Source organism: Xenorhabdus sp. SGI 60, assembly GCF_056632175.1.
Map to the genome: position 1 here is coordinate 2,435,110 of NZ_CP196860.1, position 17,810 is coordinate 2,452,919.

Annotated in this window: 16 protein-coding genes and 1 pseudogene; 8 read left to right on the plus strand and 9 right to left on the minus strand. The window is 43.8% G+C overall.

Features of this window, described 5'->3' with window-relative positions:
- From ACSJJG_RS11145 to flgB, 5 genes are read right to left on the minus strand one after another with little or no spacing between them, the layout of a single operon-like run.
- Window positions 1–756, minus strand: coding sequence for a flagellar basal body rod protein FlgF (locus ACSJJG_RS11145; RefSeq protein ID WP_481089396.1), 756 nt, complete (start codon window positions 754–756; stop codon window positions 1–3).
- A 21-nt stretch (window positions 757–777) separates the two neighbouring features.
- Entirely contained in the window at window positions 778–2,013 is a 1,236-nt protein-coding gene (gene flgE, locus ACSJJG_RS11150; protein ID WP_481089397.1) for a flagellar hook protein FlgE, read from the minus strand.
- Window positions 2,014–2,028: 15 nt separating this feature from the next.
- Window positions 2,029–2,748: a flagellar hook assembly protein FlgD gene (locus tag ACSJJG_RS11155; RefSeq protein ID WP_481089398.1), complete on the minus strand. Its 720-nt coding sequence runs from the start codon at window positions 2,746–2,748 to the stop codon at window positions 2,029–2,031.
- Between the two features lie 13 nt (window positions 2,749–2,761).
- Complete coding sequence (gene flgC, locus ACSJJG_RS11160) at window positions 2,762–3,166, minus strand: flagellar basal body rod protein FlgC (protein ID WP_481089399.1); 405 nt, start codon at window positions 3,164–3,166, stop codon at window positions 2,762–2,764.
- A gap of 5 nt (window positions 3,167–3,171) precedes the next feature.
- A complete protein-coding gene (gene flgB / locus ACSJJG_RS11165) occupies window positions 3,172–3,588 on the minus strand; it encodes a flagellar basal body rod protein FlgB (protein WP_481089400.1) in 417 nt (138 codons plus the stop codon).
- A gap of 211 nt (window positions 3,589–3,799) precedes the next feature.
- On the opposite strand from flgB, the gene flgA reads away from it, so the two are divergent.
- The 7 genes from flgA to ACSJJG_RS11200 all read left to right on the plus strand — a co-directional run bounded on the left by flgA (window position 3,800) and on the right by ACSJJG_RS11200 (window position 10,709).
- On the plus strand, window positions 3,800–4,495 hold the full coding sequence (gene flgA / locus ACSJJG_RS11170) for a flagellar basal body P-ring formation chaperone FlgA (RefSeq protein WP_481089401.1): 696 nt from the start codon (window positions 3,800–3,802) through the stop codon (window positions 4,493–4,495).
- A gap of 122 nt (window positions 4,496–4,617) precedes the next feature.
- On the plus strand, window positions 4,618–4,917 hold the full coding sequence (flgM, locus tag ACSJJG_RS11175; protein WP_481089402.1) for a flagellar biosynthesis anti-sigma factor FlgM: 300 nt from the start codon (window positions 4,618–4,620) through the stop codon (window positions 4,915–4,917).
- Window positions 4,918–4,941: 24 nt separating this feature from the next.
- On the plus strand, window positions 4,942–5,382 hold the full coding sequence (locus tag ACSJJG_RS11180) for a flagella synthesis protein FlgN (protein WP_481089403.1): 441 nt from the start codon (window positions 4,942–4,944) through the stop codon (window positions 5,380–5,382).
- Between the two features lie 692 nt (window positions 5,383–6,074).
- Window positions 6,075–6,389 (plus strand): fimbrial protein, encoded by a 315-nt coding sequence (locus tag ACSJJG_RS11185; protein ID WP_481090427.1) that lies wholly within the window; start codon window positions 6,075–6,077, stop codon window positions 6,387–6,389.
- A 134-nt stretch (window positions 6,390–6,523) separates the two neighbouring features.
- Window positions 6,524–7,213 (plus strand): fimbrial biogenesis chaperone, encoded by a 690-nt coding sequence (locus tag ACSJJG_RS11190; RefSeq protein ID WP_481089404.1) that lies wholly within the window; start codon window positions 6,524–6,526, stop codon window positions 7,211–7,213.
- A gap of 55 nt (window positions 7,214–7,268) precedes the next feature.
- Window positions 7,269–9,752, plus strand: coding sequence for a fimbria/pilus outer membrane usher protein (locus tag ACSJJG_RS11195; RefSeq protein ID WP_481089405.1), 2,484 nt, complete (start codon window positions 7,269–7,271; stop codon window positions 9,750–9,752).
- Window positions 9,753–9,764: 12 nt separating this feature from the next.
- Entirely contained in the window at window positions 9,765–10,709 is a 945-nt protein-coding gene (locus ACSJJG_RS11200) for a fimbrial protein (protein WP_481089406.1), read from the plus strand.
- 76 nt (window positions 10,710–10,785) lie between these two features.
- On the opposite strand, the pseudogene ACSJJG_RS11205 reads toward ACSJJG_RS11200, so the two are convergent.
- From ACSJJG_RS11205 to ACSJJG_RS11220, 4 genes and pseudogenes are all read right to left on the minus strand, one after another.
- A pseudogene (locus ACSJJG_RS11205) lies at window positions 10,786–11,674 on the minus strand (IS982 family transposase).
- Window positions 11,675–11,787: 113 nt separating this feature from the next.
- Entirely contained in the window at window positions 11,788–13,815 is a 2,028-nt protein-coding gene (flhA, locus tag ACSJJG_RS11210; RefSeq protein WP_481089407.1) for a flagellar biosynthesis protein FlhA, read from the minus strand.
- Between the two features lie 59 nt (window positions 13,816–13,874).
- Entirely contained in the window at window positions 13,875–15,026 is a 1,152-nt protein-coding gene (gene flhB / locus ACSJJG_RS11215) for a flagellar biosynthesis protein FlhB (protein ID WP_481089408.1), read from the minus strand.
- Between the two features lie 195 nt (window positions 15,027–15,221).
- Window positions 15,222–16,598 carry an alanine/glycine:cation symporter family protein gene (locus tag ACSJJG_RS11220; protein WP_481089409.1) on the minus strand — a complete coding sequence of 459 codons (1,377 nt, stop codon included), beginning with the start codon at window positions 16,596–16,598 and terminating at the stop codon, window positions 15,222–15,224.
- Window positions 16,599–16,913: 315 nt separating this feature from the next.
- On the opposite strand from ACSJJG_RS11220, the gene ACSJJG_RS11225 reads away from it, so the two are divergent.
- Window positions 16,914–17,477: a recombinase family protein gene (locus ACSJJG_RS11225; protein WP_481089410.1), complete on the plus strand. Its 564-nt coding sequence runs from the start codon at window positions 16,914–16,916 to the stop codon at window positions 17,475–17,477.
- Window positions 17,478–17,810: the final 333 nt, after the last annotated feature.

Sequence of the window (17,810 nt, forward strand, 5' to 3'; positions counted from 1 at the left end):
TTAGCTCATAGCGAGAATTTGATTAGCCCGCTGTGCATTTTCATCGGAACTGTGTATGACTTTCATCTGCATCTCAAAGCGACGCGCGTTGGCGATCATGTTGACCATGCTTTCCACCGGGTTAACATTGCTGCCTTCCAGAACACCCGGCATCACTTTCACTTCGGTACTGACCGCCAATTCATTGCCCTGCTGTTCCCGCGTCTGTGGCGTTAAATGGAACAGGCCATCGTCGCCACGCACCACCTGGTTGGCTTCCGGCTTGACGATTTTCAGCTTGCCAATCTGCCCCAATAACGTGGGCGGATCGCTGGCAATTAAGGCAGAAATGGCGCCGTCTGTCGCAATAGTCAATTCGGCCTGCGGCGGAACATCAATCGGCCCGTTTTCGCCCATCAACATGCGCCCCTGCACCATCAGTTGCCCTTCGGGAGAAATTTGGATGCTGCCGTTACGGGTATAGGCTTCTGTCCCATCTTCAAGCTGGACAGCCAAATAGCCACCTTGTCCAACAGCCACATCTAACGGACGGGAAGTGTAATTCATGGGACCCTGACGGCTATCCATGCCAGGGGTAGAGGCAACAACCAGCGAGCGGGTCGGTAAAGTTTCGCCTTCAATGGGGACGGCACGCAGTGCAGCAAGCTGGGCCTTAAAGCCCGGCGTTGACGCATTAGCCAGATTGTTGGTGGTGACAGCCTGATGCTCCAGCGTTTGGCGCGCAGCTCCCATTGCGGTATAAATGACGTGATCCATAAAGCTATCCGCCTGAGACTATTAACGCATGCTGACCAGCGTTTGCAGAATTTGATCCTGCGTTTTGATGGTCTGGGCGTTGGATTGGTAATTACGCTGGGCGACGATCATGCTGACCAGCTCCTGGCTCATATCAACGTTTGATGATTCCAATGAGCTACTGATAAGCTTACCGAAGTTACCGGAACCCGCAGTGCCCACAACCGGACTACCCGATGCACCGGTTTCTATCCAAACGTTATCACCCTGTGAAGCCAAACCGGCCGGATTGGAGAAGTTTGCCAAGACGACTTGTCCTAACACCTGTTTCTGTTCGTTAGAATAAAGGCCGTAAATTTTGCCATCACCGTCAACTTGGTAGTTGGTGAAGTGGCCTGCCGCATAACCGTCTTGCTTCTGGTTAGAAACGGAGGATTCTTTGACTCTCTGCTGTTGGCTACCGTTAAAATCGAATTTGACTTCTGCCGGATTAGAACCATTCAAGGCTGGCATATTGAAAGCAAATACGTTGTCAGCCGTCGTTGCTGCCGCAAGCTGACCAGTGCCATTAAATTGAACGCTGTTTGTGTTCAATTTTTGAGCTACTGAATTCTTAACAGAAGTATCCAGAGCATAAATATCCCACTGATTATCATTTGTTTTGATGAAGAACACATTGATGTTATGTTCATTGCCGAGGCTATCGTATACCGAAATACCAGAGCTGTAGCTAAAAGTATCTTTATCGCCTGGTTTAAATGGCTTATTTCCTGTATCGATCTTGTCATGCATCGAATTCAGGTTAGTCTTCATCTTGACTTCTGTCGTCGCCTTGGCAGCCAGCATATCGGTTGGAATCGAAATTGGCCCTGGTGCGGCACCCTGTTGAATTTCAGGACCATCTTTGCCCTGAATGGCTGGATAACCGGTCAATTTCATGCCCTGCATATCGATCACATTACGATCGGCATCCATTTTAAACTGACCATTACGGGAATAAAAAATATTGCCGTTGGTATCCTGCATACGGAAAAAACCGCCCTGCGTGATCGCCATATTTAATTGATCGTTGGTTTTGGTGATTGAACCATCCTTAAAGTTCTGCACCATGCCAGAAACCTTGACGCCCAACCCGACATCCGAGCCACTAAACACATCCGAAAAAGCCGCAGAGCTGGACTTAAATCCGTATGTTGCCGAGTTTGCGATATTATTACCAATAACGTCTAAGTTGCTCGCTGCGGCATTCAAGCCACTGACCGCTTGTGAAAAAGCCATATGTCCTCCGTTTAATTAAAGAATCTGACGAACTTCGTCCATGTTTACCGTACCCACCAGCCCTAAATCCAATTTCGTGCTATTCTCCTGCCGCACAACGCCTTGAACCTCGGCATGTCTCAGGGAGGTTACCCCCAACCCTTGATCTTGTTGGCTTGCGTAAACGGTGAAGTTGTAAGCGCCTTGTTCCACTACATTGCCGTCTGTGTTTTTACCATCCCATATGAAGCTGTGTACGCCCGCCTTCAAATATTCGGATGTGTTGGGATCTAATTTATTGAATTCCATCTCCCGAACAACTACGCCACTTTTATCTCTGATGGTCACTTTGACAATGTCGGCAGGTCGGCCTAGTTCAAAACCGATTGGGGTTGTGCTGATGCCCTCTTCTGCGCTGGAACCCAGCAAAATCTCATTGCCGGGCACCATGACACCTCGGCCAATCAGTGCCACCGTTTGCATCGTGTGGTTACTGTCCATTTGTCCGACAATGGAACCCAACGTCTTATTGAGTTTTTCAATCCCCTCTACAGTGCTGATCTGCGCAATCTGTGAAGTCAATTCACTGTTTTCCATCGGGTTGGTTGGGTCTTGGTTCTTAAGCTGAGCAACCAAGATATTCAAGAAATTATCTTTGATATCACCACTATTTTGCGTTTTTTGGTTGGTCAACTTAGACAGTTCACTGACTGCTGAATTATCCAATGATTCATTAATTGGAGCGGTAATTCCCATAACGATATTCCTGTTACTGGCCCAGTGTCAGCGTTTTCAACATGATGGATTTGGTGGTATTAAGTACTTCAACGTTCGCCTGATAGCTGCGGGAAGCCGAGATGGTATTGACCATTTCCCCGACCACATCCACATTCGGCATACGTATATAACCTTTTTCATCGGCCAGCGGATGGCCCGGCTGATATTCAAGACGGAAAGGTGAAGGATCATCCACCACTTCACTAACACGAACACCGCCAACCTCTTGGCCTGCTGGTGCAGCAACGCGGAATACAACTTGCTTGGCCCGATATGGCTCGCCATCCGGCCCCGCAACACTGTCGGCATTCGCCATATTACTGGCGCTGACATTCAGTCGCTGAGACTGGGCAGAAAGCGCGGAGCTGGCAATATCAAAAATACTGAGTAGAGACATTCCCATTATCCTTGTGACTGTAGAACTGACATCATGCTTTTGATTTGTGCATTCGTCATCGTAAGTTCAGCCTGATATTTCAAACTGTTATCGGCGAAATTGCTGCGTTCCATATCCATGTCAACGGTATTTCCATCCATAGCTGTCTGGTATGGCACCCGATACAGCAGATCCATCTCCAGACGTTTTTGAGGCTGAACGGGAATATGTCGATCGGAAGTCAGAGTTAGCCCAACGCCATTTCCGGTTACACGACCATGTGCCATGACTTTTTTTAGTTGAGCAGCAAAATCGATATCACGCGCCTGATAGCCAGGGGTATCCGCATTGGCAATGTTGGCAGACAAAATTTCCTGCCGCTGGTTGCGGAGTGCCAGCGCTTCTTGTCGAAATTGAAAGGCGGCATCTAATTTATCGAGCATATTCCTCCCTCGGCGTTCGTGTCTGCTGGGTATAAGCTCCAAGCAGCTAACAGAATAAACGGAGAAGAAAAAGGTAATTCGAAGAATAGAAACAAATTGAATTGCTATTTATCCCATTAACGAATAATCAATCGGGTTACACTACTAACATCCAACAGGTGCTGAATATTTTTTGAAATCATGGCTCGCTAACAAGATTCAAGGTGGTGAAATGCCTGCATTAAAGTTTATCGGGTTGCATGCCTTTTTCCTTAATCTATTTTTTGTTTTCGGCAGCTCTTTAGCTTGGGGAAACCATTTACCGCAGGAAAACCAGTTACCGCAATTAATAGAAGACTATTTCAGGCAGATTCATCGCCCATTGAATCATAAGGTCTTAGTAGAGATCAAAACACCTGAACAACAATGGCCAGCTTGTGAACACCCTGAAATACAACCGCTACTTAGCAACAAAAATTGGGGTAACCTTTCCGTTCCTGTGACTTGTGGTCAGCAACGCCGTTTTATTCAGGTTTATGTCAATGTCATCGGCCCTTATTTGGTCTCTAAGCGGGGCATTAACCGCAATGCGGTCCTGACAGAAAAAGATTTTCAAGTAAAAACGGGTTCCTTAGATAAGCTGCCAAACGACATAATCCGTAACAGCAAGGCCATACAAAATGGTATTGCACTGCGCAACGTACCAGCCGGACAATTCATCACACGTAATATGATCCGGCGTCCCTGGGCAATTCAAGCCGGGCAAAATGTAGTTGTCACCGTAGATGGACACCATTTTCAGGTGCGTTACGAAGGAAAAGCGATTAACAACGCTGCGAGTTTTGATAATATCCGTGTCCGCCTGAACTCTGGACAGGTTATTACTGGTGAAGCTCAAGAAAATGGCAGTGTAAAAATGATGTTATAAATGGCTAAAGTTTTATTTTTTCACGCCGATATAACCAACAGACCATGATTTACAGGCATGCCAGCGGTATATCGCCTGCTACCTAAGACAAATAAATAATGCCTGATTAAAGGATTACGATTATGAGTATTGAACGCACTCAACCTCTACTGGCTATAGCTGCTTTACAGCAACGCAATGCCAATGAAGGTGCTCAGAGCACTCGCAGAATTGTGGCTGTTGCAGAAAAAAGCGCAGATACACAAGTTAAGTTGAGCGAAGCGCAGAAAAAGCTCGTCCAGCCAAGCAGTCAGGATATTAATATCCAAAAAGTACAACAATTGAAAGAAGCCATTGCAAAGGGAACCCTAACGATGGACAGCGGTAAAATTGCTGATGCTCTATTTAGGGAGGCCCTTGAAGACATGGAATATGATAAATAAACACTAAAATCTAAAGGGCCATAAATGGAAGAACTTCAACTCTTGCTTGAACAGCAAAGCGCGTACTTAAATTCGCTTTCGCAAACTATGGCAGAAGAACAGCACATATTGGGCGAAGGCTTTATTGAAGTAAATCATTTACATCGCGTGACGGAACAAAAGACATTTTTGCTTTCAGCACTCGATCATGCTGAACAAAAACGCCAGCAGTTAAATGACACGCTCAAAATAAATGCTCCTTATGCTAACCATAAAGGGCTAGCCATATTATGGAGTCAAATTAGTCAATCTGTTGAACGTATCTGTGATTTAAATTCACATAACGGATTTTTACTGGAACAACATATTGAGTTGAACAGTCAAGCAATCGCTTTTCTGAAAACTCACCACAGCCCTTCTCTTTATGGTGCAGACGGCCAGGCCCGTCATCATTCAGCGCTATCAGGCCACAAGATCAGCGTTTGATCATTCGGTTACTGCCTAAGCAGTAAGCTCTACAGACCTCTTGGTTTATTGGCAATGATAAGGGGTCTGTTTCTGTGTATCTGTATTTCTCCCACTCCTGATAAAAAAAGAAAATAATTCTCATTATATTATTGAAAACTATTATTACTTCACTCCCAAGAGGTGGTTTTAGCATCATAAATGAGTATCAAATAATTTAAAAAGATTATAAATCACGCTCATCTGAGAGTTGAACGAACAATGGTCTTCTCAAATTCTTTACCTTTCCTTGATTGATAAATTCTATCAATAGATTGTTAATTGATCGCGAACACCGATAGTTTTGTTGATCTTTTTTGATTCATAAGGTAAATTTTTCTTCTGCGCACAGAAAACTGTGCCCGAAATCTTTTTGTTATAACGCCTTATTATTTTGCGTTATACATAATAAGTAGTTTTATATTATGATTGTTATGGATATGTAAATGAAAAATGTTTTAGTTTCATCTTTTATTGTTGCAATATTGGTTTCAGTAAGTAATATTTCTTATGCTGCAGATCCGGTAACAAAGGGGAAGTAAAATTCACGGGGAGAATTATAGAAACCACTTGCGCTGTTAGTGGTGACACTGACAAGATTGTGAACATGGGGACATATTTCAAAAGCGATATAAAAACAGGATTAGAATTACAGGAAGCGAAAAGAATTTTAGATCAAATTAACGGGGTGCCCTGTTGATAATTCTGTACCTATTATGATGGACGTTACATTTTCGGGGAATAATAAGGATGTCAAAGATTCAAAATTATTGGCATTAGACAGCTCTTCAAGTTCAAAAGGGATTGGCATTGGTATTTATAACGAAAGTGATGTACAGATAAATTTATCTTCCACTTACTCATTTCCTGATAAAATCAATACACCTGATATGGTAATACCTTTAAAAGCAGCTTATGTATCTAATGGAGATACCCCTACAGCCGGAAATGCCGAGGCCACACTTAATTTTAATATAAATTACAGATAAAAATTAATTATTTATTTATAAATATTTATTCCCTGGCCGCAGCGGTATTTTTATGGCTGCGGTCAGAAGCCATTAATATCATAAGTAGTCATGTAATAATGAAAGATAGAATAAAAAAAATATTTACGTCGTATATGTTAACGAAAAAAATAACGCTTATATTATTATTGTTTTTTATATCTCCGTCTTGGGCAGGTGTAACTATTGGTGGAACCCGTGTTATTTATAAAGGAAATAAAAAAGAAACTTCAATTTCAGTGAAAAACGCTGACGAAAGCCGCCCTTATTTAATTCAGTCTTTTATCACCACTGATTCAAAAGGAGAAAAAGCCCCTTTCATTGTGACCCCCCCGCTGTTTCGTTTGGATGCTGGCAAAGAAAGTATTCTTCGTATTGTCCGTATCGGCGGTAATTTACCTGATGATAGGGAATCGGTTTTTTACCTTAATGTGAAGTCTATCCCTTCCGTACAAGAAAACGAACAGAATACTTTATTGATTGCGGTGAAAACCCGAATCAAATTGTTTTATCGGCCTGAAGGCATTGAAGGTGATTCTGAAGAAGCTTATAAGACGCTGACATTTTGTCGCATTGGTCACCAACTTGAGGTCAGAAACCCCAGTAATTATTATGTCACCATCGGGCAGCTCAAAGTAGCCGGGAAAACCCTGACGGGTACTGACATGATCGCTCCACAAGGTGTAGCGCATTTCGTCCTGCCATCTGAATCATCAGGCTTAGTCAGCTGGAATAGCATTAACAGTCATGGTGGCATAAGCAAAGAGGTAAGTAAAAATCTGCCTCAAAAAGATGATAAAAGATAAATATAGGGGACGAAAAATCATATTTGTTAAATATAAAACGAGTGGCGGCACAATTATGCCAACAGGTTTACTTTCAGTCTTTATTTTATGTTTTTCCGTATTGTTATCATTACCTGTCACGGCACAGGATTATTTTCGATTATCAGCATTGGAATTAGATGATACTCAATCGGTGATTGATTTAAGCGTATTTTCATCCCCCGGTGGTCAATTACCAGGTCAGTATCAGGTGAACATATTTCTTAACGGGAAAGAGAAAGAAACAAAACAGGTTAATTTTATTAAACTAAAAAACGGGAAACTGTCTCCACAACTAACGGTCGATGACTTAAAACAGTTTGGCGTGAAAATGTCAGCTTTTCCTGCGCTGATGAAACTCTCTCCTGAGCAAGTTATTGATGATATTAGCGAATATATTCTACAGGCATCAACTTCATTTGATTTCTATGAGCAACGTCTGGATATCAGTATTCCACAAGCAGTATTGGATAATCAAGCCAGAGATACTGTGGCATCACATTTATGGCAACATGGAGAGACAGCATTTTTAATGAGCTATAATTTTAGTGGATCGGAAAATTATAATAAAAACATAAAAAAACAAAACTATTTTTTAAATTTACAAAGCGGAATAAATATTGGAGCCTGGCGTATAAGGAATCAATCAGTTTATAACTATAATTCTGGAAAAAATAAAGATGAGAGTCGTTTTTCATCCATTAACAGCTACATCCAACGGGACATTCCAGAGCTAAAAAGCCAAATAATTCTTGGTGAAACCGTTACTGATGGAGATATATTTGAAAGCGTGCCGTTTATCGGTGCTTCTATGGCATCCGATAGTTTAATGTTGCCCAGCAGCCAGCGTGGATTTGCGCCAATTATCCGTGGTATTGCTCAAACCAATGCGCGCGTAACGATTCGCCAAAATAATTACGTCATCTACGAAAGCTATGTTCCGCCAGGGCCTTTTGTTATTACTGATCTTTATTCAACCTCTGGCTCCGGTGATTTGGATATCACGATCACCGAAAAGGACGGGCGGCAGCGTAAATTTGTGCAACCATTTTCATCAGTGCCCATGATGCAGCGAGAAGGACAATTAAAATATCAGGTTACCCTGGGACGTTACCGTTATTCCAATGCCAACGCTGATAAACCTTATTTTAGCGAAGCGACATTTATCTATGGACTCTCCAATCGGTTAAGTTTGCTATCTGGTATTCAGGTAGCAGAAAACTACCTGGCGTTTAACGCCGGCCTGGGGGTGGGTTTAGGTAATTTTGGGGCGATTTCTCTGGATATGACACAAGCAGATGCCTGGTTGCAGGAAAATGAACATAAACAAGGGCAATCATATCGCATCCAATATATGAAAAGTATCGAGACAACGGGGACATCCCTGACATTGGCTGGGTATCGCTATTCCACACCAGAATATTATTCATTTGCAGAGACGAATGAATATTCAGTAAGAAAAGAAGCCAGCCGCGCACAAAATAAGCGTAGCCAATTGCAGCTAACCCTAAACCAAGGGATGGGGAATTTTGGCAATATTTATGTGTCTGCCTATCAGCAAGATTACTGGGGAAAACAAGGCACCAACCAATCATTATCTGCCGGTTATAACATTAACCTTGCCGGGATCAGTTATGGGTTGAATCTTTCCTATGATGCCAATCATAACTCCATGAAGAGTAAGGATATACAGGCATCGTTTAACGTTTCTATTCCACTGGGTCAGTGGCTGTCTAATGGATGGGTAACTTACAGCATGAATAGAAATGGCCACAGTCGAGGAGGCCAACAACTGATGATTAATGGCAGCGCATTGGACGATCATGCTTTGTCATACAGTATCCACGGAGAGCACAGCAATAATATGGAAGCAGCGAGCGGTGGTGTTTCGCTGGAATACAGCCATTCTTCTGGCCGTGTGAATCTGGGCTACAGCTACAGTGATAATAGCCAATCGCTTAACTACGGGCTGTCTGGCGGTATTGTCGCCCATCAAGACGGCATTACGTTTTCCCAGGCATTGGGTGAAACCGTAGCACTGGTCAAAGCGGCTGGTGCAGCAGAAACAAAAATTTTAAATCACAGCGAAATTAAAACGGATTCACGTGGCTATGCCGTAATCCCGTCGATCGAACCTTATACCTACAACCGGATTGCCCTGGATACTGAAATGCTGGCAGATGGCGTTGACCTTGACAATTCAGTGCAACACATTGTACCGACTCGCGGTGCCGTGGTTGCTGCCGATTTTCACGTCCGTCGAGGGCACCGTATATTGGTGACATTACGTTACAACGGTAAACCTGTGTCTTTCGGTGCCAGTGCAGCGTTAACAAACAGTGACAGTAGCGGGATTGTTGGTGATGACGGTGAGTTGTATTTGAATGCTGTCCCCGAGCAGGCAGAAATAAAAGTACAATGGGGAAAAAATAAGGATCAACAATGTCGTGCAAAAACAGATTTATCAATGCTGCCCGAAAAGTCAGGCGTATTACGTCTGATTGCTGATTGCCGCAACTAAAAGGAATTTATCATGTTTAATTTTGAACGTAATAATCACTTTCAAATTAAAGCTAATAACTTTTTATTGGGATTATTAATTGTTATTGTCGCGGGAAGTTATTCAACACGGGTTATAGCAGCCGCAGTATGTGAGGCTAATAGTATACAAAAAATAGTCAAATTTGATGATATTTCTGTTGACTATAAAAATTTGCCATACATAAAACACGCCTCCAATAACGAAATGGCGGTAACATGCAGTATATCCGGTCAGAAAATACACGTAAAATCCATTGCTGGAGTCATTGTAGGTTCCCTCAAAAATAACTCTTATGAAACCAGTCTTCCTGGTGTCAGATTTAAATGGGAACTCCAACCTAATAAGGTAGTGAGTCAGGTTATGGTCGTGGGCAGTTCAAGAGGGATCGGCAAAGCACGCAGAACATTGAACGGTAAATTTTATATAGAGATCAATAATGATGTTCAATCAGGAACAGTCAATGAAATAATAATAACGATGGCTGATACTACAAATCATGATACGATTTTCACTTATAAAATCCCTTCTTTTAACGTCACGGCAAGATCTTGTGCAATAACCACGCCGATTATTAATGTTCCGATGGGAGCCGTATCAAAAAATCACTTTAAAAACATAGGCGATACCGCCGGTGGACGTTCTTTCGAGATTAATGTGCAGTGCAAAGGATCCCCGAACGCGAATATTACCTGGGAGCCGGGAAAGACTAATACAAATGGCGTGATAAATGCTGATTCAACCTCATCAGCAACAGGGATCGGCATTCAGATATTAGATGACAGGGACAATCCTGTGAGGTTTGGTGAACAGCAAGCTCTTGGCACGATAAATTCTTTGAAGACATTGTCATATAAGGCAAAGTATTATCAAACCAGTGATATCGTCATTGCCGGTAGCGTTAATGCCACAGCCACCTTCACTGTCGATTATAAGTAATGAGCTTGTATTAGTGCAGATTACTCCATAATAAGGTGATCATTTAAACGATCACCTTATCTTCATTATTTTCTTATCAAAAAATAACGTTAGCTTGTTGAAGCCAGTCGCGTTGACTTTTACCTTGTTTAAAATTAGCAAAAATGCCCAACGTATGAGAAAGCAGTTTTCTGGCTAATCCGATTACTCAAGTGCCACAGATTCCCGCGCCCAGCACTTCTCATAGCAAATTGTCCGGCAAGTTGGCCAATCACGGTTTCAATTAGACGGCGTTTGGCATTAATACACTTTCTCGTCGCTTTGGGACGGGATTAGCCATATTGGCACGCATGGCGTAATCATTTCAATACCCGATTTCTTCATTTCCCTTTTTAAATTCGAACGCCTAAATATCCTTTCCGTCACCGAGCAAATAGCCTTTGATCGGACCGACCACATCCCAGGTCGCTTTTTCACGCTCACTGACATTAGCAGGTGTCAACGTGAATCCCGTTACCACGCCGATTTCATCTATCATGAGATGTCCTTTAAAGCCGTAGTAAGTTTTGTTCTTGGCGGCACAATATCGATAATCGGCTTGTCCTTTAAAATTGGCACTGCCTTTCGCTCTTTTGAATCTACGAGACGGGCAGCGGAAATCCGTCGATGATATGTACTGGCTGTCTAATCCACCTAATAATCTCGCCAGCTTTCTTGCAATTTTGTTTAACAACCCGAAAGAGTTGAAGCCTGTTTAGCAAAATCTGCATGTGGTACCGAGTCCTGGAAACCACTCACGCCAGTGGTCACAAAAATACGTCCAAATTCCTTTATCTGTTGAAAACTCTAAGAATTCACCAATCACTTCCATCGTGATAACTTCCGCATCACTCAGCTTAGGTGGGATCCCCCGGCTCCTCAATCGTGTGTCTTTGTAACGCTGTTAAATTATCAAGGACCCAACAAAACACCCAAATGATAAAAATCTCGCCTGTGACATAGCCTTTGTTCCTTTATTTTCTCCAGTTTGGCGACTTAAAGTTATAAACGAGCGGCTATGTCATTTCAACTCACCACGAAAGTCGAGCATCGCGTTATACTACCTCGCCCCCCCAATCGTTGCCGTCATTCTGATTTGACGATTGTCGGTGATTTCAAGGTTAGACAGTACAACCAATCTAGGCAGTACACGACGCAAGAAGCGAGACAGCAGCGGACGAAGCGCATGGTTGACCAATAATACAGATGGCGCTCCCAACATTTCCTGGCGCTCCAATGCCTCTGCCGCCTGACGTTCCAAACTCTCAGCCAGACCAGGCTCCAATCCACCACCATTTTGCAGTGCCTGCAGCAGCAATCTTTCCAATCCGGTATCCAAACCAATGACTTTGATTTCATCCGCACCTGGGAACCATTTCTGGGCAATCGCCCTGCCAAGTGCGATTCGAATCATGGCAGTCAATTCATAAGGATCTTTCTGTACCGGAGCATGTTCTGCCAGTGTTTCAACAATAGTACGCATATCGCGGATCGGCACTTGTTCCGCCAACAAGTTTTGCAAAACTTTATGCAAAGTTGTCAGGCTTACTACATCAGGAATGAAATCCTCTGTCAGTTTTGGCATTTCCTGACTGACACGCTCAAACAATTGCTGCGCTTCCTGCCTTCCAAATAGCTCACTGGAATGCTGGGATAGTAAATGGTTTAGGTGAGTTGCAACAACCGTGCTGGCCGCCACAACAGTATAGCCCTGCACTTGCGCCTGTTCCCTTAGACTGTCATCAATCCAGACAGCAGCCAGGCCAAAGGCTGGATCTGTCGTCAAGTCACCTTGCAATTCGCCCACAGCACCGCCCGGATTAATCGCCAACCATCGTCCCGGATGGGCTTCGCCACGCCCAATTTCTACGCCTTTCATCATGATACGGTAGCTGGCTGGCGCCAATTCAAGGTTGTCACGAATATGCACAACGGGTGGCAGATATCCCACTTCTTGCGCGAATTTTTTGCGAATACTGCTAATACGACCCAGCAATTCGCCGTTTTGGCGAAAGTCCACCATTGGGATCAAACGATAACCCACTTCCATACCCAGTGGATCTTCCAGTTGCACATCCGACCATGAGGCTTCTGCGGTTTGTTGCTGCTCTTCCACCGCTTTCATCTCTTCATGTTGTGCCACAAGCGGATTTTTGTCCTTACGCAAGAGGAAATAACCCACGCCTGCCAAAGCTGCCGTAAATAACAAAAAAACGAAATTAGGCATTCCCGGCACCAACCCAAGCAGACCGAGTACACCCGCACTCAACATCAAGACTTTGGGATTGTTGAAAAGCTGGGTCACCATTTGCTGACCAACATCTTCATCCGTCGCTACGCGCGTTACGATAACACCTGCCGCTGTGGAGATAATTAATGCAGGCAACTGGGCAACCAATCCATCACCAATGGTCAGCAAGGTATAGGCTTCTGCGGCATCCCCCAAAGACAAACCGTGTTGAGCAACACCAACGATCAAGCCACCAATGATGTTAATCACCAATATCATCAATCCGGCAATCGCATCGCCACGTACGAATTTGCTCGCACCGTCCATTGAACCGTAAAAATCCGCTTCCTGCGTAACGTCGGCCCGACGTTTTTTGGCTTCATCTTCGCCGATCAATCCAGCGTTCAAATCAGCATCTATCGCCATCTGTTTACCCGGCATTCCATCCAATACAAAACGCGCACCAACTTCTGCAATACGCCCTGCACCTTTGGTAATAACCATAAAGTTAATCAGGATCAAGATAACGAAAACGACGATACCAATGGCAAAGTTACCACCGACCAGAAAGTGACCAAAGGCTTCTACGACTTGCCCTGCTGCGGCAGATCCCGTGTGTCCTTCCAGCAGGATAATTCGCGTAGAAGCGACGTTAAGTGATAGACGCAGTAAGGTTGAGAACAACAAAATGGTCGGAAATGCGGCAAAATCCAGCGTCCGACGGGTAAACATTGCCACCAGCAGGACCATAATGGAAAGCGCGATGTTGAAAGTGAATAGCAGATCAAGAAGGAATGGTGGTAACGGCAGTACCATCATCGACAAGATCATGAGGATCAGAACAGGCCCCGCAAGCATTTGCCACTGGGAGCCTTTTATATTCCCCGGTTCCTGATAAACGTAGTAATGAGGCCAGATTAGCCATGACGATTATTTTCTCCAGCAAAATCCAGTGCTGGCGGCACTGGCAGATTTTCAGGTTTTTTCGGTTTCAGGCCACCTTCCTGTTTCCAACGTTTCAATTGGTAAACCCAGGCAAGCACTTCTGCGACAGCAGCATATAACGCCGCAGGAATAAAGCCTCCAACCTCAGCATGGCGAAACAACGCCCGTGCCAAGGGGGGAGCTTCCAGTAATGGGATGCGATTTTCCGCACCAATTTCTTTAATACGCAAGGCAATGAGTCCTGCTCCTTTTGCCAATACTTTGGGGGCGCTCATTTTTTTGCTGTCATACTGCAAGGCAACGGCGTAATGAGTCGGGTTGGTGACAATGACATCCGCCTTCGGCACATCCGCCATCATGCGCTTACGTGCAGCCGCTCGCTGTTGTTGACGAATTCTTGCCTTTACATGTGGATCCCCTTCTTGCTCCTTAAATTCATCCTTGATCTCCTGACGGGTCATTCTCAATTTTTTCAGGTGACTACGGATCTGATAAAGCACATCAAACGCCACCATAGGGATCAACATAAATAAGACAATATAACTGGCAAAAATCAGCATCATCATGGCATCGCTCAAGGCTATCAGCGGATGCTGGGCAGCCAAATTGAGCATAGTAGGCCAGTTAAGCCAGATAAACAGAGCTGCACCACCTCCCACCAGCGATGCCTTCAAAATGGCTTTGAATAATTCAGCCAGTGCATTCATGGAAAAGATTTTCTTCAAACCAGAGATAGGATTCAGTTTAGCCAAGTCAAATTTGATGGATTTTGAGCTGAATAGCAGCCCTCCCATCAATGCTGGTGCACTGAGAGCAACCAATACCAATCCGATAAAAACCGGCAGCAGCGCCCAGACCGCTTGTTTCAGTAATCGGCCGACTTGTTGCACCATCTGTTTGTCGTTACTGACCATGTTATGGTCGAAATTGAATCCTTCAAACACCATCAGGGAAAGTTCATGGGTAATCGATAGTCCACTCATCCAGAGCAGGCTTACCCCTCCCGCTAACATCAGGATTGAAGTGAGTTCCTTAGAACGCGCAATTTGCCCCTCTTTGCGAGCTTTTTCCCGTTTATGGGGCGTGGGTTCTTCGGTTTTTTCGAGATCGCTATCTTCAGCCACAGCTTTCCTTGGTGAGCATTCATGATTACATGCAGAAAATTTGCCTTTAGGCGAGGGCAAATAAAATTGTGTTAAGCATGACAAAAGCCCAGAAATTCAATGGCGGGAACACTGCAAAATTTGCGGGGGTATTTGGGGCATTATGATAATGGTCTTGAATTGAGATGGCTGTTATCCGCCATCTCAAAGCGTTTTTCAATCCGTTTTAACTGGTGCCTTGATATCAATACTATCGGCATTAACATCACGAATATGATCTTTCGTCAGACGATAAACAACCGGACTGAGAAAGGCAATTGCTATCAGGTTGGGGATCGCCATCATGGCATTAAGGGTATCCGCCAGCAACCAGACAAAGGTTAACGACTGAGTAGCACCAATCGGCAACGCGATAATCCAGGCGATACGAAAAGGCACTATCGCTTTTGGACCCAATAAATATTGGATACATTTCTCACCGTAAAAACTCCACCCCAAGATGGTTGTAAAGGCGAAAACAGCCAAGGCAACAGCAACGATATAGTTGCCTCCCGGGAGCACGGCTGAGAAGGAAGCGGCGGTCAGTGTTGCGCCTGTTTGACCTGTCAGCCAGCCACCGGTAATAATAATGGTCAAGCCCGTCACGGAGCAGACGATGATCGTATCAATAAAGGTTCCCAGCATGGCAATCAAACCCTGACGAATGGGGTTTTGGGTTTTTGCCGCTGCGTGGGCGATAGGGGCACTTCCCATGCCCGCTTCGTTAGAGAATACACCACGGGCAATACCAAAACGGATCGCCGCCCAAACTACTGCACCAGCAAATCCCCCCTGCGCCGCAACGGGCGTAAAAGCGGATTTAATGATTAAAGCAAATGCATCGGGAATAGCGGTAAAATTGAGTGCCAAAACAATAACCCCAGCCCCAAAATAACCAACCGTCATAACAGGCACTAATTTACCTGCCACATCAGAAATGCGTTTGATACCGCCGATTAACACGGCACCAACCAAAACGACCAAAATACCGGCCGTTATGGTTTTTTCAATCCCAAAGTTACTTTGTAATACGTCAGCGACAGAGTTGGCTTGTACCGTATTGCCGATACCAAAACCCGCAATACTGCCAAAGAAGGCAAAGAGAGTTCCCAGCCAAATCCATTTTTTCCCCAAGCCATTTTTGATGTAATACATCGGGCCGCCAACGTAATTACCGTTTTTATCGGTTTCACGGAAACGTACCGCCAATACCGCTTCTGAATATTTCGTTGCCATGCCCACCAATGCGGTCATCCACATCCAGAACATAGCTCCCGGTCCGCCCATCACAATGGCTGTCGCCACACCTGCGATATTTCCGGTTCCGATTGTCGCTGACAATGCTGTCATGAGTGCGTTAAAAGGTGAGATTTGACCTTCACCCCGTTGTTCATTTTTTTGAAAGAGTAATTTGAATCCCGTGCCTAGCTTACGGATCGGCAGGAAGGACAAGCGGATTTGCATGAAGATACCAATCCCCAAAAGCCCTATTAGCATGGGAACGCCCCATACTACCCCGTTTAGCGCACTTAACCATTGTGTAATCAATTCCATATACACCCTCGGCATTTAACTTAACAAGTTAGCAACAAAATAATTTCAATTAAATAAAGAACATTTTGGGAAAATAAGCGAGGATTAATTGAGTCTCTTTGGCAAGAAAAAATTGATACTGTGAGTTGAGTCACTCGTTATGGTTATTCTTTATCAATCTTATTGATAATAATTCTTCTTACATCATTGATTCTGATATCTCCCCATCATAATTAAATTTTTATCTCGACATTAAATAAATTAAAGGTTTTTTATAGTAAATAAATGGGTATTATTTTCTTCAAAATAGTTTTCAGGATAACTAAAGGACTATCTGTGGCAAGAGTGGGTTACATCAGAGTGTCAACAAATGACCAAAATAGCGATTTGCAAAGAAATGCGTTAGTCAGTATTCACTGTGAGCTGATTTTTGAAGACAAGATCAGCGGGAAGACGGCTAATCGTCCGGGGCTAAAACGCGCCTTAAAGCATCTCAAGTCTGGCGATACGCTGGTGGTTTGGAAGTTGGATCGGTTAGGGCGTAGTGTGAAGAATCTGGTCACATTGATTTCAGAATTGCATGAACGTGGCATTCATTTTCAAAGCCTGACCGACAGTATTGATACCAGTACAGCAATGGGACGGTTTTTCTTCCATGTGATGAGTGCACTGGCAGAAATGGAACGTGAACTGATAGTGGAAAGAACCAATGCAGGTCTAGCCGCAGCACGGGAACAGGGGCGAATTGGTGGACGACCGGTGGTATTTACCGAGGAGAATCGACAACAAGCCGCCAGATTACTCAATAAAGGGCACAGTCGAAAGCAGTTGTCGATTATTTACAATGTCTCGTTGTCAACAATTTATAAGTATTTACCTGTAGGTAACGTGGTGAATTAGTTTATAAAATCTTTTATCAAACCCACCCACTCTGTTTACTTCTCAATGTGTACTGCGTGACCACTGTTAATCTCTTTTTATGTACTGTTATCAATATTTTTATTAACTTCACGTACCAGATAAGGCGGGATCAATGTATCACTGTTTAATCCAAAAACCAGTGTGTCTTTAATTTATTTAGAAAAAATACCTTTTTATATATGTTTTTAATCCCAAAGCAATAAGTTTTTATATCTTTTTCTGTTTGCGTTGAGAGGGAATACACTCTATAGTTAAATGTCCAAGAAATAAGATAAATAAGAAATTTAAAGTGTTGTTAAAGGGAAAGGCATT